Source organism: Herbaspirillum sp. meg3 (assembly GCF_002257565.1).
Lineage (GTDB): Bacteria > Pseudomonadota > Gammaproteobacteria > Burkholderiales > Burkholderiaceae_D > Herbaspirillum.
The window spans coordinates 5,211,769-5,236,120 of sequence record NZ_CP022736.1; the positions used below are offsets into that span (position 1 = coordinate 5,211,769).

Annotated in this window: 20 protein-coding genes; 15 read left to right on the forward strand and 5 right to left on the reverse strand. The window is 60.9% G+C overall.

All coding sequences use genetic code 11. The features are described from left to right. Window positions 1-72: 72 nt before the first annotated feature. Both hmeg3_RS23495 and hmeg3_RS23500 read right to left on the reverse strand, forming a co-directional pair. Window positions 73-3,744 (reverse strand): response regulator, encoded by a 3,672-nt coding sequence (locus tag hmeg3_RS23495; protein WP_198361743.1) that lies wholly within the window; start codon window positions 3,742-3,744, stop codon window positions 73-75. Between the two features lie 203 nt (window positions 3,745-3,947). After that, window positions 3,948-4,883, reverse strand: coding sequence for a LysR family transcriptional regulator (locus tag hmeg3_RS23500; RefSeq protein WP_094565866.1), 936 nt, complete (start codon window positions 4,881-4,883; stop codon window positions 3,948-3,950). 166 nt (window positions 4,884-5,049) lie between these two features. Between hmeg3_RS23500 and hmeg3_RS23505 the strand changes: the two genes are divergently transcribed. After that, complete coding sequence (locus hmeg3_RS23505) at window positions 5,050-5,646, forward strand: NADPH-dependent F420 reductase (RefSeq protein ID WP_094565867.1); 597 nt, start codon at window positions 5,050-5,052, stop codon at window positions 5,644-5,646. A gap of 7 nt (window positions 5,647-5,653) precedes the next feature. Here the strand turns inward: hmeg3_RS23505 and hmeg3_RS23510 are convergent, their stop codons facing one another. Further along, window positions 5,654-6,616, reverse strand: coding sequence for a LysR family transcriptional regulator (locus hmeg3_RS23510; RefSeq protein WP_094565868.1), 963 nt, complete (start codon window positions 6,614-6,616; stop codon window positions 5,654-5,656). A gap of 171 nt (window positions 6,617-6,787) precedes the next feature. Between hmeg3_RS23510 and hmeg3_RS23515 the strand changes: the two genes are divergently transcribed. The 10 genes from hmeg3_RS23515 to hmeg3_RS23560 all read left to right on the forward strand — a co-directional run bounded on the left by hmeg3_RS23515 (window position 6,788) and on the right by hmeg3_RS23560 (window position 16,801). Further along, window positions 6,788-7,459 carry an RraA family protein gene (locus tag hmeg3_RS23515; RefSeq protein ID WP_094565869.1) on the forward strand — a complete coding sequence of 224 codons (672 nt, stop codon included), beginning with the start codon at window positions 6,788-6,790 and terminating at the stop codon, window positions 7,457-7,459. A 114-nt stretch (window positions 7,460-7,573) separates the two neighbouring features. Beyond that, complete coding sequence (locus hmeg3_RS23520; RefSeq protein WP_094566527.1) at window positions 7,574-8,731, forward strand: pyridoxal phosphate-dependent aminotransferase; 1,158 nt, start codon at window positions 7,574-7,576, stop codon at window positions 8,729-8,731. Window positions 8,732-8,818: 87 nt separating this feature from the next. Beyond that, window positions 8,819-9,646 carry an ABC transporter substrate-binding protein gene (locus tag hmeg3_RS23525; protein WP_094565870.1) on the forward strand — a complete coding sequence of 276 codons (828 nt, stop codon included), beginning with the start codon at window positions 8,819-8,821 and terminating at the stop codon, window positions 9,644-9,646. Between the two features lie 115 nt (window positions 9,647-9,761). Then, entirely contained in the window at window positions 9,762-10,460 is a 699-nt protein-coding gene (locus tag hmeg3_RS23530; protein WP_094565871.1) for an amino acid ABC transporter permease, read from the forward strand. Window positions 10,461-10,480: 20 nt separating this feature from the next. After that, window positions 10,481-11,233: an amino acid ABC transporter permease gene (locus tag hmeg3_RS23535; RefSeq protein WP_198361913.1), complete on the forward strand. Its 753-nt coding sequence runs from the start codon at window positions 10,481-10,483 to the stop codon at window positions 11,231-11,233. Between the two features lie 86 nt (window positions 11,234-11,319). Beyond that, window positions 11,320-12,048: an amino acid ABC transporter ATP-binding protein gene (locus hmeg3_RS23540; RefSeq protein WP_094566529.1), complete on the forward strand. Its 729-nt coding sequence runs from the start codon at window positions 11,320-11,322 to the stop codon at window positions 12,046-12,048. Window positions 12,049-12,436: 388 nt separating this feature from the next. Next, window positions 12,437-13,003 carry a (2Fe-2S)-binding protein gene (locus tag hmeg3_RS23545; RefSeq protein ID WP_094566530.1) on the forward strand — a complete coding sequence of 189 codons (567 nt, stop codon included), beginning with the start codon at window positions 12,437-12,439 and terminating at the stop codon, window positions 13,001-13,003. Window positions 13,004-13,039: 36 nt separating this feature from the next. Continuing rightward, entirely contained in the window at window positions 13,040-14,053 is a 1,014-nt protein-coding gene (locus hmeg3_RS23550; protein WP_094565872.1) for a xanthine dehydrogenase family protein subunit M, read from the forward strand. Continuing rightward, window positions 14,053-16,335: a xanthine dehydrogenase family protein molybdopterin-binding subunit gene (locus hmeg3_RS23555; RefSeq protein WP_094565873.1), complete on the forward strand. Its 2,283-nt coding sequence runs from the start codon at window positions 14,053-14,055 to the stop codon at window positions 16,333-16,335. Before hmeg3_RS23550 ends, hmeg3_RS23555 begins: the two co-directional genes overlap by 1 nt. A gap of 58 nt (window positions 16,336-16,393) precedes the next feature. Continuing rightward, window positions 16,394-16,801, forward strand: a complete 408-nt coding sequence (locus tag hmeg3_RS23560; protein ID WP_094565874.1) for an OsmC family protein — start codon at window positions 16,394-16,396, stop codon at window positions 16,799-16,801. A 7-nt stretch (window positions 16,802-16,808) separates the two neighbouring features. On the opposite strand, the gene hmeg3_RS23565 is transcribed toward hmeg3_RS23560, so the two are convergent. After that, window positions 16,809-17,717: a LysR family transcriptional regulator gene (locus hmeg3_RS23565; protein WP_094565875.1), complete on the reverse strand. Its 909-nt coding sequence runs from the start codon at window positions 17,715-17,717 to the stop codon at window positions 16,809-16,811. A 164-nt stretch (window positions 17,718-17,881) separates the two neighbouring features. Here hmeg3_RS23565 and hmeg3_RS23570 point away from each other — a divergent pair, with 164 nt between their 5' ends. Next, entirely contained in the window at window positions 17,882-18,853 is a 972-nt protein-coding gene (locus tag hmeg3_RS23570) for a DMT family transporter (protein WP_094565876.1), read from the forward strand. Window positions 18,854-18,914: 61 nt separating this feature from the next. Here the strand turns inward: hmeg3_RS23570 and hmeg3_RS23575 are convergent, their stop codons facing one another. Further along, window positions 18,915-19,778 carry an NmrA family NAD(P)-binding protein gene (locus hmeg3_RS23575; protein WP_094565877.1) on the reverse strand — a complete coding sequence of 288 codons (864 nt, stop codon included), beginning with the start codon at window positions 19,776-19,778 and terminating at the stop codon, window positions 18,915-18,917. A gap of 195 nt (window positions 19,779-19,973) precedes the next feature. On the opposite strand from hmeg3_RS23575, the gene hmeg3_RS23580 reads away from it, so the two are divergent. The 3 genes from hmeg3_RS23580 to hmeg3_RS23590 all read left to right on the forward strand — a co-directional run bounded on the left by hmeg3_RS23580 (window position 19,974) and on the right by hmeg3_RS23590 (window position 24,312). Continuing rightward, entirely contained in the window at window positions 19,974-20,885 is a 912-nt protein-coding gene (locus tag hmeg3_RS23580; protein ID WP_094565878.1) for a LysR family transcriptional regulator, read from the forward strand. Window positions 20,886-20,967: 82 nt separating this feature from the next. Then, window positions 20,968-22,614: an EAL domain-containing protein gene (locus hmeg3_RS23585; RefSeq protein ID WP_094565879.1), complete on the forward strand. Its 1,647-nt coding sequence runs from the start codon at window positions 20,968-20,970 to the stop codon at window positions 22,612-22,614. A 339-nt stretch (window positions 22,615-22,953) separates the two neighbouring features. Then, on the forward strand, window positions 22,954-24,312 hold the full coding sequence (locus tag hmeg3_RS23590; RefSeq protein ID WP_094565880.1) for an MFS transporter: 1,359 nt from the start codon (window positions 22,954-22,956) through the stop codon (window positions 24,310-24,312). The last annotated feature ends 40 nt before the right edge of the window (window positions 24,313-24,352 follow it).

Consider the following 24,352-nt stretch of genomic DNA (forward strand, 5'->3'; position numbering starts at 1 on the left):
GAGCCGATGTGCGTGACCTTGCGGCCAGGCGCGCCGTTTGTAGGACAACGCCTGACACACTGTTGCATGGAGTCAACTACCTGTGTAATCGACGATCGCGCGCCGGGCGATACGCAAGGCCGCATCCAGTTCTGCCGCCTTGACCTTGCAGTCGGAGGCCGAGGTGGAAGAAACATCGGCGGCGGACAGCATGCCCTCCAGCTCGCCTGCGAGACGATGCACGTCGGTCAGCGCCAGCGTGCCTGCGCTGCCGCGCAACTTGTGCGCCAGTGTCTTGGCCTGGGCCGGTTCGTCGGCTTGAATATGGGCGAGGATATCGCTGCCGGTCTTTTCATACTGCTCGGCGAACTTGCCGAGAAATTTGGCGTAGACGTCTTTGCTGCCCCAGGCCTCGAGACCGACATCGACGTCGAGTCCCGGCGTGGCGCTGGGAGCAGTCTCGATGATTGTCGGGAAAGTCGTGGCGACACTTGCCGACGTGTAGGCAGGCTTGGCCGATTTTGCCGCGTTGCGCCGCTCCAGCTCATCGGCCGACAGATGCGCGATGTGCTGACGTACGACCGAAATGATCTGTTCGACGTTATAGGGCTTGGAAAGGAAACCATTCATGCCCGCCGTCATCGCCGCCTCCTGCTGCGCCTTGAAGGCGCCGGCGGTTAGCGCAATGATGGGCAACGTGCGCAGCTGCAGGGTGTCGCGGATCTCATGCGTAGCGGTGTAGCCGTCCATGACCGGCATCTGAATATCCATCAACACGAGATCGGCGCCGTCGGGATGTGCACGCAGCCAGTCGACCGCCTCACTGCCGTCACCGACAGCGACGACTTCGGCGCCATCGGCTTCGAGGATGCGCTTGGCAACTTCGCGATTGATTTCACTGTCGTCGACCACCAGCACGCGCACGCCGTCGATGCGATTGTCACGACTATCCCGACCTTCACGCACATTGCTGCCCGTGCCGGTACTGGCGTTGCCCTGGCCTGCAGCACCTGCAATGCCGGACTTTCGCACTTTACCGTTACCTGCCTCACCGCTACGCCGCTGGCGCACATGGATGATGGTGTTGTAGAGCGTCGACGGCGTGACCGGTTTGGTGATCACCGCATCCAGCAATTCGGCATCCGGTGAATTCATCACGTCGTCGCGGCCGTAAGCGGTGACCATGATGACGATGGGCGGCTGACTTTGCGAAGACGATGCTTCGCGAATCGCCCTGGCCACCGACAAACCATCCATGCCCGGCATGCGCCAGTCGAGCAGAAAAATATCGTACGCCAGGTTGTGCCGCAAACGCACCATGGTTTTGGAAACGGCATCTTCGCCCGACTCCACCGTGTCGACCTGCCATCCCATAGACTTAATGGTATCGGCCAGGACGGCGCGTGCGGTCGCGTTGTCGTCGGCTACCAGCACGGTGAGCGGGCCTTCCACCGGCGACGCCTCGTCTGCGTGCGACATGGTCTGAAACGGCAACATAAACCAGAACTGACTGCCCTTGCCCGGTTCGCTGATGACGCCGATATCGCCGTGCATCAGCTGCACCAGATGACGGCAAATGGTCAGGCCCAGCCCGGTGCCGCCGAAGCGCCGCGTGGTGGACGTGTCTTCCTGGGTGAAAGCGTGGAAGATATCTTGCTGACGGTCTGCCGGAATACCAATGCCGCTGTCTGTCACCGCAAACCGCAACATCACCTGGTCGCCGGCTTCGCTGAGAACAGCCACGTGGATGCTGATCTCTCCCTTTGCCGTGAACTTGATGGCGTTGCTGGTGAGATTGACGAGAATCTGCTCAAGTCGCAGCGCATCGCCATACAGATGCTCAATCCCGACATCGTTGAAGCCGACCACCAGTTCCACATCTTTTTCACCGATGTTGGGGGCCGTGACGTTGACGACATTTTCCAGCACGGTACTGAGGCGGAACGGTACGTGCTCGATATCCAGCCGCCCTGCTTCGATCTTTGACACGTCAAGGATATCGTTGATAATGCCCAGCAGTGAATGGCCGGCGGTAATGATCTTGCGCACCAGATCGCGCTGGTCAGCATCGAGCGCCGTCTTCTCAAGCAGGTACGTCAGTCCGAGCACGGCGTTCATCGGCGTGCGGATTTCGTGGCTCATGTTGGAGAGGAAACTGCTCTTGGCGCGCGTGGCCGACTCGGCGCGCGACAGCGCCAGTTCGAGATTACGGTTGGCATCCATCAGATTCTTGGTCTGCTGCTCAACCAGGCCTTCGAGACGCAGGCGATACTGGCTCAATTCCTTTTCCAGACGCTTGCGGTCGGTGATATCGCGCGCGATGTACGACGTGCCGATGATATTTTTCTCGCCATCGAGAATGGGCGAAATCGTCACCGAAATATCGAGCAGGCGACCATCCCGATGCCAGCGCGTGGTCTCGAAATTGACCACCGTTTCACCCTGCATGATCTGCGCAGTGATACCGCGTGTTTCCTCGTTTTTTTCCGTCGGCACCAGAACATAGATCGACTGGTTGAGCATCTCGCGCGCCAGATAGCCGAACACCTTTTCCGCGCCTGGGTTCCAGCTGTTGATGAGATCGTCGAGGCCGGTGCCGATGATGGCGTCATCCGACGAGGCGACGATCGACGCCAATACCGAACGGGTTTCCTGATGGCGCAACAAGTCGGATACGCGTTCCTCGCTGGCAAGCAGTTCGGTCTCGGCCTTGACCCGGTCATGTACTGCGATCTCGCGGCGTCTGCGTTGCACGGCCAGTTGCCAGCTCAGCAAAGCCAGCCCCGCCAGAATCAGAATGACGAACCCGGATAACCGCGTCAGGATTCTGTAATTGTCGACCATCACACGCTTCTGCGGCAGAAATAGCGCGACAGTCCACGGCGATTGCTGATGCAGCCCGTAGCGGCCGGTATTGCCGTCAATGTCGACGCGCTGCCACGACCAGATGCCGTCACCACCAATGATATTGCCGGCGGGCTTCGCCTGCATCTGCTTCCAGACATCGGGAAAGTCGCGCTTCAGGCTTTCCTCGCGCTTGAACATGAAGGCCCATTCGTCCGCAGAGTTGGTGCTGTAGAGCCAGAATCCTTCGGCATTAACCAGCATGGCGCGGTTGACGCCGCGCTCGACCTGATTGGAGAAGCGGTCCAACAGCGGTGCCATGAGCAGGTTGATGATCAGGATCCCGCGCGATTGTCCGCCACTGGTAAACACCGGCACCGCCAACCGTACAGTGGGCTTGTGTGGTACTTCGATCTTGCCGTTTTCGACATTGAGATCCATCGGCGAGATGAGGATCTCACCCCGCGGCAACGTCATGGTGTCGGTGAAATACGGCCGGTCTTTCTTGTTCTGCAAATATTTTTGAGCCACCAGCATCGGCCCGGTGCTGGTCATGTTCACACGGATTTTTTCCATGCCGTCCTGATCGATCCAGCGCACCTGGTCATAGTAGGGATTACGCAGCATCAGCGTGGAAAAACTCTCTGCCATGGCGGCAATGTTTTCCGGCGTCGGATCGTTCACCCCGCGTGCGATAGGCGCTTCACCGGTAAGAATGCTCAGATGGCGCAGCGGCGCATCCATGTCGTTGGTCAATGACGCCACGCCCAATGCCACGCGTTCGCGCTGCTCCAGCTGGAGGCGATTCAGTTCGGCGTCAATGCGGCTGTGATAGAGAAAAGCAGCTGCAGCCAGCACCATGGCGGCCAACGGCAGAAACTGCGCCAAAAAGTAGTGCTGATTTCCCTTCAGCCTGCGCATGCGCTCTCCCGATGGAAACACTGGTGCGAAGCCCGGTGTTGACGTCGCACAGTACGGCATGGTGACTGTGCAGGCGCTGTAGTTGTTCTAGCTCGGGCCTGATCGGGCCATTATGCCCATGAACTTTGGACGTGGCAATTTGGCTGATCAGTTACGCGATGAAAATTACACGGCCTGTTTGCCGACCTGAGACGTGCATCTCTTCACTTCGGCAAATTCAGGGCGGAAAGACGATGCGCCAACTTCTGCTCGCGAAACGCTTCGGTGACAAAATCGACGAAAACACGTGTCTTGCCCGGCAATAGCTTCTGACTGGCGAAGTAGAGTGACAGCGGGCCGACGTCGGCGTGCCAGTCCGGCAGCACGCGCACCAAGGCGCCGCTTTGCAAATGGGGCAAGGCATGCAGCACGCCTACCAGGCCGATACCCACGCCCAGCAAAGTCGCATGGCAAACCGCATCAGGATCGTTGAACAACATCACAGGTTTTTGCGCGGCCACCATTTCGGCGCCGTTGCGATGGCGCATGACCATCGTGCGCACGCGGCTGTTCAAGGGTGAACGCATGGCCACGCTGTCGAAATCACCGAGCCCGGCAGGATCTTTCGGCAAACGCTTGCCGCGTAAAAATGCCGGCGAAGCCGCCGCAATAATATGCACTTGCGCCAATTCACGCGCGACCATGCCGGGCGGCAGATCGAAGCCGCCGCCAATCGCCGCATCAAACCCGCCTGCGATCAGATCCAGCGGACGATTGTCGAAAAACCAGTCGGGCGTCACCGCCGGATAGCGTTTCAGGAAAGCCGGCATGAGCGGCAGCAAATAATCCATCCCCAATGCCTGGGAGGTACTGAGCTTGAGCACACCGGCCGGCTGTCCGGCATTGACGGTGACATCGGCAATCGCTCCCTGAATACTGTCCAACCCGCCCTGCACGGATTGCAAAAATCGCTCACCCGCCTCGCTCAGCGTCAGTCCGCGCGTGCTGCGCTGGAACAGCCGCACACCGAGGTTGCGCTCCAGCTGCGCGACATTGCGGCTTACCGCAGCCGGCGTCAGCGCCAGCCGCCGCGCCGCCGACGAAAAGCTGCCGGTCTCGGCGCTGCGGACGAAGGATTCCAGATTGGCGAGGGTTTCCATACGTTTTCCTTCTGACAAGCTTCAAGTAATGATTGAAAGTGATTCTATCCGATCACTACTAACACTAGAAGAATGAAACGCCTACAGTTGAGCTCAGCAAAGCCTTGGTCACCGTCACCGGGACGGAACAGCACACCGCTGAACTCACAAACTGAAAGGAAACATCATGAACATCGCCATCATCGGCGCCGGCTCCATCGGCACCGCCATCGCCCGCCAACTCGCCCGCAACGGCATCGCCGCCTCCATCGCCAACAGCCGCGGCCCGGAATCGCTGCGAGCACTGACCGACGAACTCGGCGCCCACATCAAGGCCGTCAGCGTCAAAGAAGCGGCGCAAGCCGACCTGGTCTTCCTGGCCGTGAACTGGGGACGCATACCGGATGCCCTTAAAGACGCCGGCCCATGGAACAAGCGCATCCTGATCGACGCCAACAACGCCATCGACGGCGCCACGTTCAAGGCAGTCGATCTGGGCGGACGCGCTTCCAGCGAAGTGGTGGCGGAATTTGCACCGGGCGCGCGCGTGGTCAAAGCATTCAATCATCTGCTTGCCGCTGTGCTGGCCGGCGATCCGCAAGCGGAAGGCGGCCGTCGCGTGTTGTTCCTGTCGGGCAATGACGTCGACGCAAAAACAACCGTCGGCGATCTGATCACGCGGCTCGGCTTTGCGCCCGTCGATCTGGGAGGCGTGAACGAAGGCCGGGCAGCGCAATTTCCCGGTGGTCCGCTGCCGGTGCTGAATCTGGTGAAGTTTGGTTGATATCCGTTCAGAACGGCGATGCGCCCGCATGCACATGGCCGATGCCGGCTACTTCGTCCTCGATCTGGAACAAATCCGAAAACTCGCAGCATTCCTGCGCCAGCATCAGAATCGATGAGATGAAGTTGCTCTTGCGCTCGCCACGGTAGAGTGCGACGTAAGGGATTTCCGGCAAGGCGGGGGTGGTCTCGACCACCTCCAGTGCGCCGCGCTCAACAAGCGAGCGCAGGCACAGATGCGGCAGGTAGCTCACCCCCATGCCTGAGACCGTCAGACCGATCAGCGCCACGAGGCTGCTGCAACTGATGGAGTTGGACGGCGACACCACCTGCGACTTGAACCAGCGGTCATAGATGATGCCGGTGCCCGACTTGTCGCCTTGCGTCAATATGGTGTGCTGCGCCAGCTCATGCATGCGCAACACCCGAGAACTGGAAGACGAGCGCGGCAACAAGCCGGGCTTGGCCATCCATACGCTCTTGACCTTACCCATCGGCAGCACCGAGAAACGCGATTCGGCGAAGGCGTCGGGAACGATGATGGCATCGATTTCATCAGCCAGCAGCTTGTCGCGCAAACTCACGCTCAGATCCACATCCGGCTCGATCACCACCTTGGGATAGTGCTCGCGCACCTGCTTGACCAGACGCGGTAGCCAGGTCATCGCCGTCAGCTCGGTCACGCCGATGCGCAAACGGCGCTCCACCACTTCCGGTTTGCTGAACTGCTCGACGGCGGCGTCGCGCTGTTCCAGCAGACGCTTGGCGACTAACAGCAACTCTTCCCCCTTTTCCGTCAGCCGCGCCTGCCGCAGATCGCGGTCGAACAGGGCGGTGTCGAAACTGCTTTCCAATTCCTTGATGCGCTTGGATACCGCCGACTGCGTGGTGTTGAGCTTGCGCGCAGCCGCCGCAAAGCCGCCCAGGGTGGCGATCCAGTACAAGGCTTCGAGCTGTTTGAAGGAGAACATGGGATGGCGGAAGTGAGGTGCATTGAGATGGTGCAACAAACCGATTGTATTCCCAAAAGAGATGCAAATTGATAATTAAATATCGCTTTTTTTAGTTTTTCAGCACTCCTATTATCGGGCTAACGAGTAGGTACAAAACAAACACAACGTGAGCCTGAGGAGATTTTCACCATGTCTGCATCCCCCTATGCCATCGCCATCCATCCTGCGCCCGCAGTTGCTTCGGCAGCCACGCTGGACGCATTGCACGGATTGGTGGTGTCGCACCTGAGCGATAACCTGCAACGCCTGTCCGGCGTGCGCGGCCTGCAGCGTCTGCATCCCGAGCGCAAGCTGGTCGGCACCGCCTTCACCGTCAAGACCCGTCCCGGCGACAATCTGCTGATCTACAAGGCCCTGATGATGATGTCACCCGGCCATGTGCTGGTGGTGGACGGCGGTGGCGATACCAGCAACGCGCTGGTCGGCGAACTGATCATGTTGTACGCCCAGCAACGCGGCTGCGCCGGTTTCGTGATTGACGCCGCCGTGCGCGACAGCGCTGCTTTCCATGCGGCGGACTTTCCCTGTTATGCCCGCGCCATCGGCCATCGCGGCCCTTACAAGAACGGCCCCGGCCAGATCAACGTGCCCGTCAGCATCGGTGGCCAGGTGATTCGTCCGGGCGATCTGATCGTCGGAGACGAAGATGGCGTGGTGTCCTTCGCACCCGACCAGGCCGATGCGCTGATCGCCGCCGCGCAGCAGACCGCCGCCATGGAAGACGCCATCAAGGCCGAAATCGCCAACGGCAAGGTCGAGCAGGCGTGGCTGAGCAAAGTCTTGCAGCCTTACGGCCTGTAAGCCGGCTTTTCTTGCCCGACGTCTTTTTATTCATCTCTCTTTTTTCTTTCACTGGAGCCGCAATTGGACAAGCTTCTGGCAGACCGCCTTTCTGCCGTCAAACCCTCGCCAAGCATGGCCGCCAAAGCCCGCGTCGACGCCCTGCGCGCCGCCGGCCGCAAAATCATTGACTTCACCATCGGCGAACCTGACTTCCCGACACCGCCGCACATCGTTGCCGCCGGGGTCGATGCGCTGCAGTCGGGCCACACGCGCTATACCGGCTCGACCGGCACACCGGCGCTGCGCAAGGCGATTGCCGCCAAGCTGGAACGCGAAAACCATCTGCGCTACAGCGTCGACGAAGTCGTGGTCGGCAACGGTGCCAAGCACATCATCTACAACACCTTCGCCGCGACGCTCAACGAGGGCGACGAGGTCATCATCCCGACGCCCTACTGGGTGTCCTATCCGGACATGGTCGCCATCCATGGCGGCAAGCCGGTTATCGTGAACTGCGACGCCGCCAGTGGCTTCAAGCTGACCGCTGCGGCACTGGAATCGGCGATCACCGCGCACACCCGCTGGCTGGTGCTCAACACGCCCAACAATCCCAGCGGCGCGGTCTACACGTCCGACGAACTGAACGCCATCTGCGCCGTGCTGCTGCGCCATCCGCAGGTCTGGCTGATGACCGACGAGATTTACGAACACTTCGTCTATGGCGACGCGCAACATATCTCGCCGCTGCAAATCGCGCCTGCCCTGAAGACACGCACCCTGGTCGTCAACGGCGTATCGAAGGCGTATGCGATGACCGGCTGGCGCATCGGCTACGGCGCCGGCCCACAGGTGCTGATGAAAGCGCTGGCGCTGCTGATGTCGCAAAGCACCACTTGCCCGAGTGCGGTCAGCCAGGCGGCTGCCGTTACGGCGTTGTCGGGGCCGCAGCAATGCGTGCTGCAAGGACGCGATCTGTTCAGCAAACGGCGCGACGCCATCGTGACGCTGATCAACAGTATTCCCGGACTGAGCTGCCTGCCGCCCGACGGCGCGTTCTATGTATTTGTCGACGTTGCCGGCTTGCTGGGCAAGCACACCCCGCAAGGCGCGACGCTGACCAGCGACGTCGATGTGATGATGTATTTTCTTGAGCAGGCCGGTGTCGCCACCATTGATGGCGCATCCTATGGCCAGCCATCTTATTTGCGCATGTCGTTTGCGACCTCGATCGAGCAGATTGAATCGGGTTGTCAGCAATTGCGCGATGCTGTATCTCAGTTGATGCCTTAGTTCATGCCTTGGCGGCTGCTTTGGTTGCCGCCTTTTTTACCGTCTCAATTGCCGTCTCAGTCATTTCACTACTATCAGGGAGAAATCATGTTCACACTCAAGCAGTCCGCCATCGCAGCGCTAACAACCGCAGTGCTGATGACGGTCAGTTTTTCCGCCAGCGCCGACCAGCTCGCCGACATCAAACAAAAAGGCACACTGATCTGCGGCACGCTGGGCACCGCCGAACCCTTCAGTTTCCCTAATCCGTCGACGCGTGAAATCCAGGGCTACGACGTCGACTTCTGCAAAGCGATCGCCAAGAGCCTCAACGTCAAGCTGGAGCTGAAGATGATCTCGGTGGCGGCACGTATTCCCGAGCTGCAACAGAACCGCGTCGACATCGTCATCGCCAATCTCGGCTGGACACCGGAACGCGCTGAACAAATCGCCTACAGCGACGGCTATTACGCCAGCCTGCAAAAGGTCGCCGCCCGCCGCTCTTCCGGTTACAAGAGCTTGAACGACCTGGCCGGCAAACGCGTCAGCGCAACCAAGGGATCGACGTCGGAACTGGGCGTGCGCAAATCCCTGCCGACGGCATCGACCACCACCTTCCAGGATCCTCCCGCAGCTTTCCTGGCAATGCAACAAGGCAAGGTGGAAGGTTTCGCCGTGTCCGAGCTGATGCTGGTCAAGTTCAAGCAGCAGACTGAAGACAGCTCGCCGATCGATATCCTGGAACCGGCGCTGATGAACGAATACTGGGGTGTCGGCATGCGCAAGGAAGAATCGGGCCTGATCAAGCACGTCAACGGTGTCCTTGAGAATATGGAAAAAACCGGCGAAGCCAAACAGGTCTTCGACAAGTGGCTCGGCCCCAACACGGCATACAAATTGCAACGTGGCTTCAAGATCGAACCTATCAAGGGTTAAGCAGCGGTTAAGCAAGGGAATAGCAAGGATTGAACAGCTGGGATGACGATCCGCGCTGCCGCCTGATCCGGCTCAACCGGCCAGGCGGCAGCAACGCAATTGGGGAAGGAATTGTATGAGTACCAAACTGGATTTTTCGGTGCTGTTGCGCGAGGACTATCCGCGCCTCATCATCGAAGGCGTCAGCACCATGCTGCAACTGACCGGCTATGCCTGGATACTGGCGATGGCGGTCGGCATCTTGCTGGCGCTGCTGCGCATGACGCGCAATCGCTGGGCCGAGCGCGCTGTCGCACTGTTTGTCGAGTATCACCAGAACGTGCCGATGCTGGTGCAAATCTTTCTCTGGTATTTCGGCGTACCGACCTTGCTGCCGGACAGCGTGCAGCTCTGGTTCAATCAACGTCACAGTGAATTCCTGTTTGCCATCATCGCAGTTGGCCTGTGCATGTCGGCCTACATCTCCGAGAGTCTGCGCAGCGGCATCCGCGCCATTCCAGGTTCGCAAATGGAAGCGGCGCGCGCACTCGGCCTGTCTTATCTGCGGGCCTCGCGTCTGGTGATTCTGCCGCAAGCCTTGCGCATCGCGCTGCCGACGCTGGTCAGCCACACCGTGCTGCTGTTCAAGAACACCAGCCTGGCGATGGTCATCGGCGTAGCTGAACTGACTTACGCCACGCGTGAAATCGAAAGCCAGTCCTTCCACACCATCGAAACCTACTTGCTGACGACCGTGATCTATCTCGGCATTTCGCTGCTGATCATGGCAGGCGGCGCGATGCTGGAAAACCGTTACCGCATCAAGACGCGCTGAGGAATATCGTGATTACCGACATCTTTCACATCGTGCGCGACAACTGGACGCTGCTGCTGATCGGCCAGTATCCCAACGGTCCGCTCGGCGGCCTGGCAATTACACTGATCTTGTCCGTCGCCGGTCTGGCGCTGGCGTTTCCGGTCAGCGTGCTGCTCGCGCTGGGACGCGTCAGTCCCCTGCCGATCCTGCGTGCACCCGCCATCGCCATCATCTACACCGTGCGCGGCGTGCCGCTGGTGATGTTCATTTTCTGGGTCTATTTCTTTGTACCGCTGCTGATCGGCACCACCATTTCCGGCTTCACCACGATGCTGGTGACGGTGGTGATCTATGAAGCCGCGTATCTGGCTGAAGTGATCCGCGCCGGCATCGAGGGCTTGCCCAAAGGCCAGGTCGAAGCCTCACGTGCGCTGGGCATGAGCTATCTGCAGACCATGTTCAAGATCGTGTTGCCGCAGGCGCTCTACAACATGCTGCCGGCGATGATCAGTCAATTCGTCTCGACCATCAAGGAGACCTCGCTGGGGTATGTCATCAGCGTCAACGAACTGACCTTTGCCGCCAATCAGATCAACAGTACCTTGCTGACCAAACCCTTTCCGGTGTTTGTGATGCTGGCGTTAATCTACTTCGTGCTGTGCTCGCTGCTGACGCAATTCGCCCGCTGGCTGGAACGCCGCATCGCCAGACGCCGTAGCGGCGGCCCTCGCAGTACGGTTGCAACGGTAGTCCCAAACAGCAATACGGTCGCAGCGACCACGGCGGCCTGATCAATTTCAACGGAATCGACATCATGGAAACATCTTCCGGCGGCATCGCCACACCCACGACTCAGGCTACAAACGATACAAACAGCATGATCAGCTTCGATCAGGTCAACAAATGGTACGGCTCCTATCACGCACTGGCCGACGTCAACGCCAGCGTCACCAAGGGTGAAGTCGTCGTGGTCTGCGGCCCTTCCGGATCAGGCAAGTCGACGCTGATTCGCACCGTCAACCGGCTCGAAGAAATCCAGAAGGGCAAGATCGTCTTCGACGGCCAGGATGTGCACGCCCCCAAACTGGATCTGAATCGCTTCCGCGCCCGGGTGGGCTTTGTATTCCAAAGCTTCAACCTGTTCCCGCATCTGTCGGTGCTGGACAACATCGTCATGGCTCCGGTCAACGTGCGCGGCAGCAAACGCAGCGAAGCGCGGGTGCGTGCACTGGAATTGCTGGAACGTGTCGGCCTGGCCAGCAAGGCTGAGTCTTTTCCCGGCCAGTTATCCGGTGGACAACAGCAGCGCGTGGCAATCGCACGCGCGTTGGCCATGGATCCACCGGCGATGCTGTTCGACGAGCCAACGTCCGCGCTCGACCCGGAAATGGTAGGCGAAGTCTTGCAAGTGATGAAGCAACTTGCCCGTGACGGCATGACCATGATCTGCGTCACCCACGAAATGGGATTCGCACGCGAAGTCGCCGACCGCGTGTGGTTCATGGATCAGGGACGTATCGTGGAAACCGGCACGCCGGATGATTTTTTCTTGCGTCCGCATAGTGTGCGCGCGCAAAAATTCCTCTCGGAATTGCGTGCGCATTGATTCCGTATTCAAGAACACTGTTTCTGCTTTAATCGACTAGTAGACATCCTCTCCGGACGTTCCGCAGTCAGACAAACTGCCATCCTGCCGTCGGAAAACTTCCTGATCTTTGCGATCTGGGGCGTCTTTTTCCGGCGGCGATTTTCCTCACCCTTTTCTCCAGCTCTTATTGAACTTTCGTTGTCGGCGGGCGGCCAAACTGATCTGCTTCCAGCCAATTTTCGATGAGACCATCATGAGAGAAAACCAGCAAGAAGACTTCCCGGGCGCCGACCGCCACAGCGATGCCGACAACAGCGCGCCGCACTCCCCTTTCAACGTTGCTGAAAACACAAATCTTCCATCAGACGGAAATGGAGCGCCTCAACTGACGCGCCGCTCCTTTTTGATGTGGGTCGGCTCCAGCGGTGCGGCGACAGCATTGCCTGCCGCTGCGGCCTCTGCGTTTGCAGCGCCGATGGCGGCATCTGCGCCGGTGACGATGGATCCCGGCCTGGTGAATGTACGCCTGACGGTCAACGATGTGGTGCGCGACGCGCAAGTCGATGTGCGCACCAGCCTGCTCGATTACCTGCGCGAAAACCTGCAACTGACCGGCACCAAGAAAGGTTGCGATCACGGCCAGTGCGGTGCCTGTACGGTGCACGTCAATGGCCGCCGCGTGAACTCATGTCTCAGCTTCGTCGCGATGCACGACGGCGATACCGTCACCACCATCGAAGGACTGGGTACGCCGGATCGGATGCATCCGATGCAGGCAGCCTTTGTCGCGCACGATGGCTTGCAGTGCGGCTATTGCACCGCCGGCCAGATCATGTCGGCCACGGCCTTGCTGAAAGAGCCTTGCGGCCGCAGCGATGCCGACATCAAGGAAGCCATGAGCGGCAACATCTGCCGCTGCGGTGCGTACTCCAATATCGTGGCGGCGATCCGGCAGGTTCGCGACGCTACCTGATCACTGATCATCAGTCACACTTCCCGAGGAATCGCCATGCACACCTTTCAGATGCTGCGCGCACGGACGCCCGACGACGCCGTGCGGCTTGCTGCGGCCAGCCCGGAAACTTTGCCGCATCCTGTTCGTTTTCTCGCCGGCGGCACCACGCTGGTGGACTTGATGAAGCTCGACGTCGAGCAGCCGCAACAGGTCATCGACATCAACCGCCTGCCGTTTGATCAGGTGGAACAGACCGCTGATGGCGGCCTGAATATCGGCGCACTGGTACGCAATAGCGATCTCGCCAATCATCCCCTGGTGATGCAGCGCTATCCCGTTCTGAGCCAGGCGCTGCTATCGGGCGCGTCGGCGCAGTTGCGTAATATGGCGACCACCGGCGGCAACCTGTTGCAGCGCACGCGCTGTGTGTATTTCCGCGATACGGCAACGGCCTGCAATAAACGCCAGCCCGGCAGCGGCTGTGCGGCGATGGACGGTTTCCACCGCAATCTGGCGATTCTCGGCATCAGCGATCAGTGCATCGCCACCAATCCCTCTGACATGAACGTTGCACTGACGGCGCTGGAAGCGACCATCCATGTCCAGGGCGCGGGCGGTGCCCGCATGATTCCCATCAACGATTTCTATCTGTTGCCGGGTGCGACGCCACAGCGCGAAACCGTGCTCGCGCCGGGTGAGCTGGTGACGCACGTATCGCTAACCGCCCCGGTGGCAAACGCCGGTTCGACCTATCTCAAGCTGCGCGACCGCGCCTCGTATGAATTTGCACTGTCCTCGGCGGCAGTGCTGATCGGCGTCAGCGGCGGGCGCATCTCACATGCACGCGTGGCGCTGGGCGGCGTCGGCACGCGGCCATGGCGTTCGCCGGAAGCCGAAGCCGTGCTGCAAGGCGCAGCGCCGAACCTCGATACATTTGCTCACGCGGCGGCGGCATCGGTGCGTGATGCACGCACGCATCGCGACAATGCTTTCAAAGTAGACCTGATCCAGCGCTGTCTGGTGCAGGCGTTAAAGGTAGCGGTTTCGCCGGCACAAAGGAGCGCATGATGCCTGACACTATTGTGACGACTATCCCGATCCAGTCGCAGACACCGCCCATCCAGGCCGGCGTCGGCGCTGCCGTGTCGCGCATCGACGGCCCGCTCAAAGTCACCGGCCGCGCACGCTATACCTCGGACCATCGCTTTCCCGGCATGCTGATCGGCGTGCCGGTGTGCGCCACCATCGCCAGCGGCGCGATCCGCGGCATCGACACCTCGGTGGCGGCAGCAATGCCGGGCGTGCGCATCGTCTACACGCATGACAACATCGGCAAGTTCTTTCACATCAATGCAGCCTCGGGCGTGAAGACCGACGAACGCCGCCCGCCGCTGGAAGACAATACCGTGCGCTACTACGGCCAGTATGTGGCGCTGGTGGTGGCCGACACCTTCGAGCAGGCGACTGCAGCGGCAGCAGCGGTCAAGGTCGACTACCGGCGCGATCCGCATGACGTCAGCAAACTGCTGGCAACCAGCGACCAGCCCAAGACCGATACCGAGCGCGGCAATCCCGACCAGGCCTTCGCTTCAGCAGCGGCTGCGGTGCGGCTCGACGAGACCTACACCACGCCGGTCGAAACACATAACCCCATCGAGCTGCACGCCTCGGTTGCGCTCTACGACGGCGCTACGCAATCCTTCACACTGTACGAAACCTCGCAAGCCATCGTCAATCATCGCGGCGTGATGAGCCAGATGCTGGGCGTGCCGCAGGAGAACATGCGCATCGTCACCGAATATCTCGGCTCCGGCTTTGGCGGCAAACTCTGGCCGTGGGGACACAGCCTGCTGGCGGCGCAAGCGGCGCGCAATCTGCATCGCCCGGTCAAGCTGGTGATCTCGCGCGACATGATGTTCCACAACGTCGGCCATCGCACCAACACCCAGCAGCGCATACGGCTGGCGGCCACCCGTGGCGGCAAGCTGCTGTCGCTGCAGCAGGACTATCTGTTCCATGTCGCGCAGGAAGAAGCCAGCGTCGAACACTGCGGCGAATCGACGGCCTATCTCTACGGTACCGAAAACATGCGCATCACCGGCGCACCGGTCAAACGCCATATCGCACCGAACACGTCCATGCGCGGCCCGGGCGCAGTACCCGGTCTGTTTGCCACCGAGTCGGCGATGGATGAATTGGCAGTGCGACTGAACATCGACCCGGTGCAATTGCGCCTGCTCAACGAACCGGCAACTGATCAGAGCATCCGCGCGCCTTTCTCTTCGCGTCATTTGCGCGAGGCTTTGCTGACCGGCGCCGAACGTTTCGGCTGGGCACGCCGCAATCTGCAAGTCGGCAGCATGCAGCAGGACGGCGAAATTCTCGGCTGGGGTGTAGCGGCCTGTTCATGGATCGCCAAGCGCCTGGGTGCAGAAGCGTCGGTCACGCTGGGCAGCGATGGCACGGCGCGTATCTATTCCGCCGTGCAGGACATCGGCACCGGCACCTATACCGTGGTGTCGCAAATGGTGGCCGAGCTGACCGGCATACCGATGGCGAAGATCATTGTCGCCATCGGCGATACGCGCCTGCCACCGGGACCGATGTCGGGCGGTTCGATGGCGACTGCTTCCATGGTGCCGGCAGTGGCGCAGGCCGCGCGTGCAGCGATGACACAAGTGTTGTCGCTGGCATCCGAGCACGAACGCTCGCCCTTCCGCGGCGTCAAGACGGACGCGTTGGCGTTCACCCAAGGCCGGGTGCATCGGCGCGACCAGTCGCCGCAAAGCGGCGTGCCGTTTGCCGATATCCTCGCGGCGGCGCAAGTGAGCGGTGTCGACGGCAAAGGTAAATCGGGCCCCAGCAGTGAGGATCCGGGCGCCAGGAATATTTCCATTCATTCCTATGGCGCGCATTTTGTGGAAGTGCGCTGGCAGCCCGACATCGCCCGTCTGCGCGTGAGCCGCGTGGTGACGGTAATCGACGCCGGCCGCATCATCAATCCGCGTACCGGGCGCAACCAGATCGAAGGCGCGGTGGTGATGGGCATCGGCATGGCGCTGTTCGAACAAACCCATTACGATCCGCGCAACGGCAAGCCGGTCAACAACAACCTGGCCGATTATGTGATGGTGACCAACGCCGATTCACCGGAAATGGATGTGGTGTTCCTCGATTATCCCGACAAGGCGCTGGATGAAATCGGCGCGCGCGGCATCGGCGAGATCGGCATTGCCGGCATCGCACCGGCGGTCACGGCGGCGGTGTATCACGCCACCGGCGTGCGGGTGCGCGATCTGCCGGTGGATATCGAGGACTTGCTGAAAGCGCCTTACCGCTATAGAGCTTGAACACCGGCTGTGAAACTGCGCTACATTGAGCGTTCTTTTCCCACTGCAAGGAACGCTCATGTCCAGTCCAGCCATCGAAGTTAAACGCGACCAGTCGCTCTCCATGCGTCACGTCGTCCACGTGCGCAATCACCTCATCTCGGTTGACGGCGCAGTGGAAGAAGGCGGCGACGATGCCGGCCCCAATCCGCATGACTTGTACGATGCCGCGCTCGGCGCTTGCAAGGCGCTGACGATGGTGTGGTACGCCAAGCGCAAGAACATCCCGGTGGAAGATATCCAGGTTGCCATCACCCGCGACAACAGCGAGGAACGTCAGGGAACCTATCGTCTGGCGGCATCCATCAGCCTGAGCGGCGAGCTCACCGAAGCGCAGCGCCAGGAGTTACTCGCCGTGGCCGAAAAATGTCCGGTGCAAAAACTGATGACCAGCGTCAAGACCGAAATCACCACCACGCTGGCGTGAGCCTTCCTCAATCGTCTTCGCTGCACAACTCCCGCACCAGCCCGCGCACCCATTTGTGCACCGGGTCGGCGTGACGGCGCGGGTGCCAGCTTTGCGAGACCTCCACTTCAGGCGTCGCCAGCGGCAAAGGAAAAACATGCAGGTCCAGATGCTCCGTAGCCCAGCGCGCAAACCTTGCGGGCGCGGCGGCGATCATGTCTGAAGATGCGGCCATCATCACCGCCGACTGAAACCCTGGGGCTACCAGCCTGACCTTGCGCTGCATGCCCCGCGCCGCCAGCGCATCGTCGATCGGACCGCTGTCGTTGCCGGTACGTGACGCCGCAATATGCGGCCAGGCGGTGAACCCGGCGAGACTGACCTTCTTGCTCGCCAGCGGATGACCCGCCCGCACCACGCCGACGAAGGGTGTCGTGAACAGCACCTGGTTGTGCAGCTCTTCCGCCATGTCGTCTTCTCCCGGGTGCAAGGCCCCGATCTCCAGGTCGACCAAGCCGTCGCGCAAGGCGCCCACGTGTTTGTCGGCACGCGGCGAAAACCGCAGCGTGATACCCGGCGCTTCCTGTGCAACGCGCTGCGCCAGTCGCGCGGCCCAGATGCCGGCGAAGCCATCGTTGGTGCGCAATACCAGCGTGCGTTCCACCGTCGACAGATCAACCTCCTCGGTCATGAAGACCTTACGCATCTGCTCGGCCAGCGCATCGATCTTTTCGCGCAGCTCCAGCGCACGCTGGGTCGGCACCAGCCCGCGCCCTGCCGGGACGAACAGCGGATCGCCAACCGCTTCGCGCAGATTGGCGAGGCGGCGGCTCATGGCCGGCGCGCTCAGATGCAGGCGTTTGGCTGCGCCGACGACGCTGCCTTCGCGCAGCAATGCCTCCAGGTCGAGCACCATGTTGAAGTCGAGATCGCGCATGACGGTTGCTCCTGCGGGTGATGGTTTGCCGTATCGGTGAAAGGATTGTTGCAGTGTGCTTGCCGCGCTGACTACTGCATGGATTGCACTGATGAACTGCAACAATATCACTTTATGCACGCATTGGAATGCCGCAGGATAGTGCAACACCTCAAGGAGTCATCATGTCGAACAACACTTCTTCGCTTGCACCATCGTCAAACTCTGCCGCAACCACAACGTCTGCCACGTCTGCGACATCGACGCCCGCCGGCGTCGGCGGCACCCGCTTTTATCTGTTTCCGCTGGCGGCGGTCTGCATCTGGAGCGGCAACACCATCATCACCAAGGCTGCGTCCACAGCGATCGAACCGGCGGCCATCGCTTTCTATCGCTGGATGCTGGCGGTGCTGGTAATGACGCCTTTCCTCGGGCGCGAGGCATGGCGGCAGCGTGCGGTGATTGCCGCCCACTGGCCGCGCCTGCTGTTGCTCGGCGCGCTGGGCATGGCGATGTATCAAGGTCTGGCGTATGAGGCGGCGCGCACGACATCGGCGATCAACATGGGCGTGACGGTGGCGCTGATGCCGTTGCTCTCGGCCTGCCTGAGCAGCCTGTTCGCCGGTGAGCGCCTGTCCACGGCGCGCATCGTCGGCGGCGTGTTGTCGCTGCTGGGGCTGGTCGTGCTGAGTTCACACGGCGAGCCGTCACGGCTGTTCAACGGCGGCGTCCATATCGGCGACGCACTCATGCTGATTGCCGTGACATCCAACGCCTTCTACGGCGTGCTGCTGAAACGCTGGGCGCTGCCGCTGTCGACGTGGACACAGCTGTATGTGCAGGCGGCGTTCGGCAGCCTGATCCTGTTGCCGTTCTGGCTGGCGGCGCCGGCCTCGCCCCTGACCGTGCAAAACCTGCCGTTGGTGATGTACGCCGGACTGCTGGCCTCGATCGGTGCGCCCTTCCTGTGGATGAATGCGATCAAGCATCTGGGCGCGCCGCGCAGCGCCTTGTTCGCCAATCTGATCCCGCTGCTGGTGGCATTGGCCGCGTGGGCGCTGCTGGGTGAACAGCTGCACGCCTATCATGCGCTGGCCGGTGCACTTGTCCTGATCGGCGTGGCGTGGGGGCAGCGCAGTGGAGGGAGAGGAAAATGAAGATGAAATAAAGCCGCGCAGCCGATCAGCCCCCGCCTGATCGGCTGCCATCAATCAAGCGCTAAGCAGCGCGCTTGATCAACCCTTGCAGGACAGTCTCCAAACCGACCACGCCCTTGCGCGTGCCGTCGCGGCCCGACTCAAAGTCAATCCAGCCTTCGTTGAAGCCATCCAGCATCTGCATGCGCGGCAAAGGATTGCGCATACCCTGCGAGCGAAACACGTCATCCCAGGTGAAGCGCGGTACAGCTTCCGCTTTCACATCACGGCCGAGCAGCTTGCCGAAACAGGCAGCGATCTCCAGCGGAGTGACACGCTTTGCTCCTTCCAGTTCGACTACACGCACGCCCGTCCATTCTTCCAGCAACAGTTCCGCTGCAACGCTGCCGACATCCTCGGTGGCGACCATAGCGACCGGCTTGTCCAACGGCTGCAGATAGCTGGGGATCACGCCTTCACGTGCGGGCGCCACATCCCAGATGGCGTTTTCCATGAACCAGCCAGCACGCAGGAAGGCCACCGGCATCGGCAAATCGCTCAGCGCTTCTTCCAGCAAACCGAGCTGATTCAGTAAATTGGTTTGTGTGGCGCGCGCGCCGATGGTCGACAGGCACACCACCTTGCCCGGCCTGGCTGCGAGCAAAGCCGCCTTGATGGAGGCGATGGCGGCGCGTGCTTCCGGATAGCCGGCGCTGGGGTCAAAGGTTGGCGGCAGCAGGATGAACACGCCTTCCATGCCGGTGAAAGCGCGCTCCAGCGAGGCGCTGTCTTCTACTGTGGCAAGCGCCAGATCGCATCCCTGCGCAGCCCACAGCGCACCCTTGGCGGCGTCACGCACGACGGCGCGCACCGATTTTTTATGACCCAATAATTGACGGGCGACAACGCCGCCGACCTGACCGGTAATTCCTGTGATGGCAAACATGGCTTTCTCCAAATGGTTTCAACGTTGAAATAACGACGCAGCAAAGTGCGGTTGGAGTGGATTCTCGGCGTTGGCGACAGATTTTGCGATAGCATGAATGGCATTTCATCAGTGCTGAAATGTCATCAATGGTATCGGCAGACATCGCTGACAATAGCGATCGAACATCAACAGGACATAAAGAGGAGGATCCGCATGAGCTTTGACGAACGCACCCTGAACGGCATGAGCGTGCTGGTCGCCATCGTCGATTGCGGCAGCTTTGCGGCGGCGGCCGAAATCCTCAACATGTCGCCCCCGGGCGTGAGCCGCGCGGTAGCCCGGCTGGAGACGCGGCTCGGCATTCGCCTGTTTGACCGCACTACGCGCTCGGTGATGCTGACCGACGAAGGCCGCCGCTTTTATGAGCAGGTGCAACCATTGCTGGCCGGGCTGGAAGACGCCGCCACCAGCGCCTCCGAAGGCGTCAAAACCGTGCGCGGACGCTTGCGCATCAACATCGATCCGTTCTTTTCGCGGCTGTTGCTGGGGCCGCAGCTGGGCAACTTCCTCGAACGCCATCCCCAGCTGGAACTCGACCTCGTCACGCGTGACCGTCTCGGCGACATGATCGGTGACGGATTCGACCTGGCGCTACGCTTCGGCCATCCCAAGCCGTCGACGCTGGTGGCGCGCAAGCTGTTCGACTCGCGCATCATCACTGTCGCTGCGCCGTCCTACCTGGAACGCCACGGCCGCCCGGCCAGACCGCAGGATCTGGAAAAGGGCCATGTCTGCATCCTGTTCCGTGAGCCGGAAAGCGGCCGGCCGTTTTCATGGGAATTCCACCGTGGCCGCAAAAAGCTGGAGCTGCATCCCACCGGTCAGCTCACCCTTAATGACGCCGGCACGCTGTGGAGCACCTGCCTGGCCGGCTACGGCATCGCACAGATGATGGACATCGGCTCGCAAGGCTTCCTCGCCGACGGCAGCATGGTCGACCTCTTTCCCGACTGGCCGGACGAACGCTATCCGCTGTACGCGCTCTACCCGTCGCGCCATCATGTGCCGGCCAAGACCCGGGCTTTTCTGGAGTTCCTGACTACGGTTGTGCAACAACAGACCTGATAAGGCGCGAAAACCGGGCATAAAGCGCGTATTCTCTCTAAAAACAGGATTGCTTCCACAGAATAACGGCAGGGAGGATGCCTTGAGCCGATCACGCATTATTGTTGTCACCGGGCTGGCGACTATTCTTTGCGCCACGCTGCCGCTGGCCAGCATGCTGTATTTTTCATGGAAGCGCGCCGTCAGCGAAGAACAGGGCCGGCTCGCGGTCTATGCGCAACGCGCCATCCTGCGCAGCAATATATCCCTCGACGAAATCCGCTCCGCGCTGCACGCGCTGGAACCGCTGACCATGCAGCCTTGTTCGGAACAGCACATCGCACGCATGCGGCAGCTGACCGTCAATACGCGCTCCATCGAAGAGATCGGTTACTTCGAGCATGGCGTGCTCAAATGCACCTCCTGGGGACACGCAGAAAAATACGCCGAACAGACACCCGTCGATTTCGTGACCGCCGACGGCATGCAAGTAAGTCTGCGCATGATGCCCGCGATCACCCAGGGCAATACGATGGTCGCCTTCCACTATCACTCGCACAACGTGCTGACCGTGCCGTCGCGCTTTGCCGATGTGATCGTCGAACCGGGTATTCAGCTGGCGACCGCCACCGACAAAGGTTATGTGCTGGGCGACCTCAACGGCCCCGATGCGCTGCTCATCCGCGACGTCATCGCCAACCCCGTCAACAGCATCGACGACGACAACCTCATCGCCATCGCCCGAGGCCCAGGACTGATTGCGGTGGCACTGGAGCCGCGCAGCTTTCTGTTCCACCGCATGCATCGCCAGCAACTGATGCTGCTGCCGGTCGGACTGCTGATCGCCGCCCTGATGATCGCCGTGGTGATCTGGGCCGTGCGGCGGCGCCTGTCGCCGCTGGGCGAGTTGTCGCTGGCGGTCAAGAAGCGCGAATTCATCGTGTACTACCAACCCATCATCGAACTTGAGACCGGTCTGTGCATCGGCGCCGAGGCGCTGGTGCGCTGGCAGCGTCCCGACGGCAGCATGGTCAGGCCCGACCTCTTCATCCCGCTGGCCGAAGAGAGCGGACTGATTCTGCCCATCACCGACCAGGTCATCACACATGTGGTCGCCGACCTGCGCGCCACGCTCGCAGCGGAGCGGCATCTGCACATCGCCATCAACCTCAGCGCCGACGACATCAAGACCGGACGTGCGCTTGCCTCGGTGCAGGCCGCGCTCAGGAACACCGACATCGAACCGCAGCAAATCTGGCTGGAAGCCACCGAGCGCGGCTTCATGGACGTCAACTCCGCGCGCGTCACGCTGAGCAATGCGCGCGCCGCAGGACACGCGGTCGCCATTGACGACTTCGGCACCGGCTATTCCAGCCTGTCGTATCTGCAGAGCCTGCCGCTGGACTCGCTCAAGATCGACAAGTCCTTCATCGACACCATCGGCACCGATTCCGCCACCAGCAGCGTGACGCCGCACATCATCGGCATGGCCAAAACACTCAAGCTGAAAATCGTCGCCGAGGGCGTCGAAACGCAGGAACAGGCCGACTACCTGCGCAAGCACGAGGTCGAATTCGTGCAAGGCTGGCTCTATGCCAAGGCCATGCCGGCGACAGAATTCATCGCCTACTACCAGCACAATCTTGCCCAGCATCAAGGCATCGTTGCCACGACGCTGCCTGTCCCACCCTCTGCGCCCGCGCAGTGGGCAACGGTTTCAATAGACGACGATCCGCCTACCTCAGGCTGAGCAAGCACCCTCTTCGGCCGGCTATCTGACTTGCTTGTGCGTTGTCCGCACAGATTCTGACGATGCGGGACAACGCAGGCCGGCGTAGAGCAACACTCAGGCTAAGCTGGCAAGTCATGCATCGCGGTAATGCCTTTTGCCCCAAAAGGTAATTCCAAATCAGGCAACCCTCTTCCATACTTGGCCGCACAAAAATCGCGCCGGCACGATCCGCGCGCGAACTGTCAGACACCTATAAAAATAGCGACAAAAAATTCAAGGAGACAAGGCCATGCTGCAAGACCGAGTGAAAGCACACGTCAAAATAGAAGTGGAAACAATCCGCGCAGAGGCAGCAGCATGAGCGCCTCCATCGACATCGGTAAAACCCTCGACGACGGCGTCTTCACCACGATGCAAAAGTTTGTGGTCTGTCTGGCGGCGCTGTCCATCGTCATGGATGGTTTTGACGGCCAGTTGATCGGCTTCGCGATACCGGTGTTGATCAAGGAATGGGGCATCACCCGTAGCGCCTTCGCACCGGCGGTCGCCGCCGGTCTGATCGGCATGGGCCTCGGCAGTGCCTGCGCCGGCTTGTTCGCCGACCGCTTCGGCCGCCGCTGGGCCATCATCGGCAGCGTATTGATCTTTGGCGCGGCCACCTGCGCCATCGGCCTCGCGCCGGACGTGCTGACCATCGCCATCCTGCGCCTGATCGCCGGTTTCGGCATCGGCGGCGCATTACCCAGCTCCACCACCATGACGGCGGAGTTCACCCCCGCCAAACACCGCACCGTCGCCGTCACCGCCACCATCGTCTGCGTGCCGCTGGGCGGCATGCTGGCAGGCCTGTTTGCCGGCGTGGTAATGCCGCTGTACGGCTGGCGCGGCTTGTTCTTCATCGGTGGTGCATTGCCGCTGGTGCTCGCCGTACTGCTCATCCTCGCCCTGCCTGAATCGCCACGCTACCTCGCCCGCCGTGAGCAACGCTGGCCCGAACTGCGCAAGCTGCTCTCCCGCATGGCACGCAACGTCAACGCTGCCACCGGCTTCACGGATGCCAGCGAACAGAGGGCAGAACAACGCCTCGGCTTCCGCGCCCTCTTCAGCGACGGCCGCGCACGCGACACCATCGCCATCTGGTGCGCCTTCTTCATGTGTTTGCTGGCGGTATACAGCGCCTTCAGCTGGCTGCCCACCATGCTCGCCGCCGAAGGCCTCAACGTCGCCATCGCCGGCGCCGGATTGACTGCCTACAATTTAGGCGGCGTCATCGGCGCACTGGTCTGCGCCGTCGCCATCACGCGCTACGGCTCACGCGGCCCGTTGCTCCTGTGTAGCATCGGCGGCGTCGCCAGCGCATTGCTGTTGTTGGGTGTGGATGCCTCGCACGCCACCGGCGTCTTCATCTTTGGCCTCGGCATGCACGGCCTGTTTGTGAATGCCGTGCAATCCACCATGTTCGCGCTGTGTGCCTACATCTACCCGACCGGAGTACGCGCCACCGGCACCGCATCCGCCCTGGCCTTCGGTCGGCTCGGCGCGATTCTCAGTGCATTTGCGGGAGCGATCGTGATCACCGGTGCGGGAGCCAATGGCTATCTGGTGATGCTGGGGACGGCGATGGTGTTTGTGTTTGGAGCGTTGCTGGTGGTGCGGGGGCATATTCCGAGGTTGGTTAGACCAAAGAATAATGTCGTAAAAGAAGTACTGAGTTAAACGAACTGCCATCAGTACTCCAAATATCTATTTGGAGTAC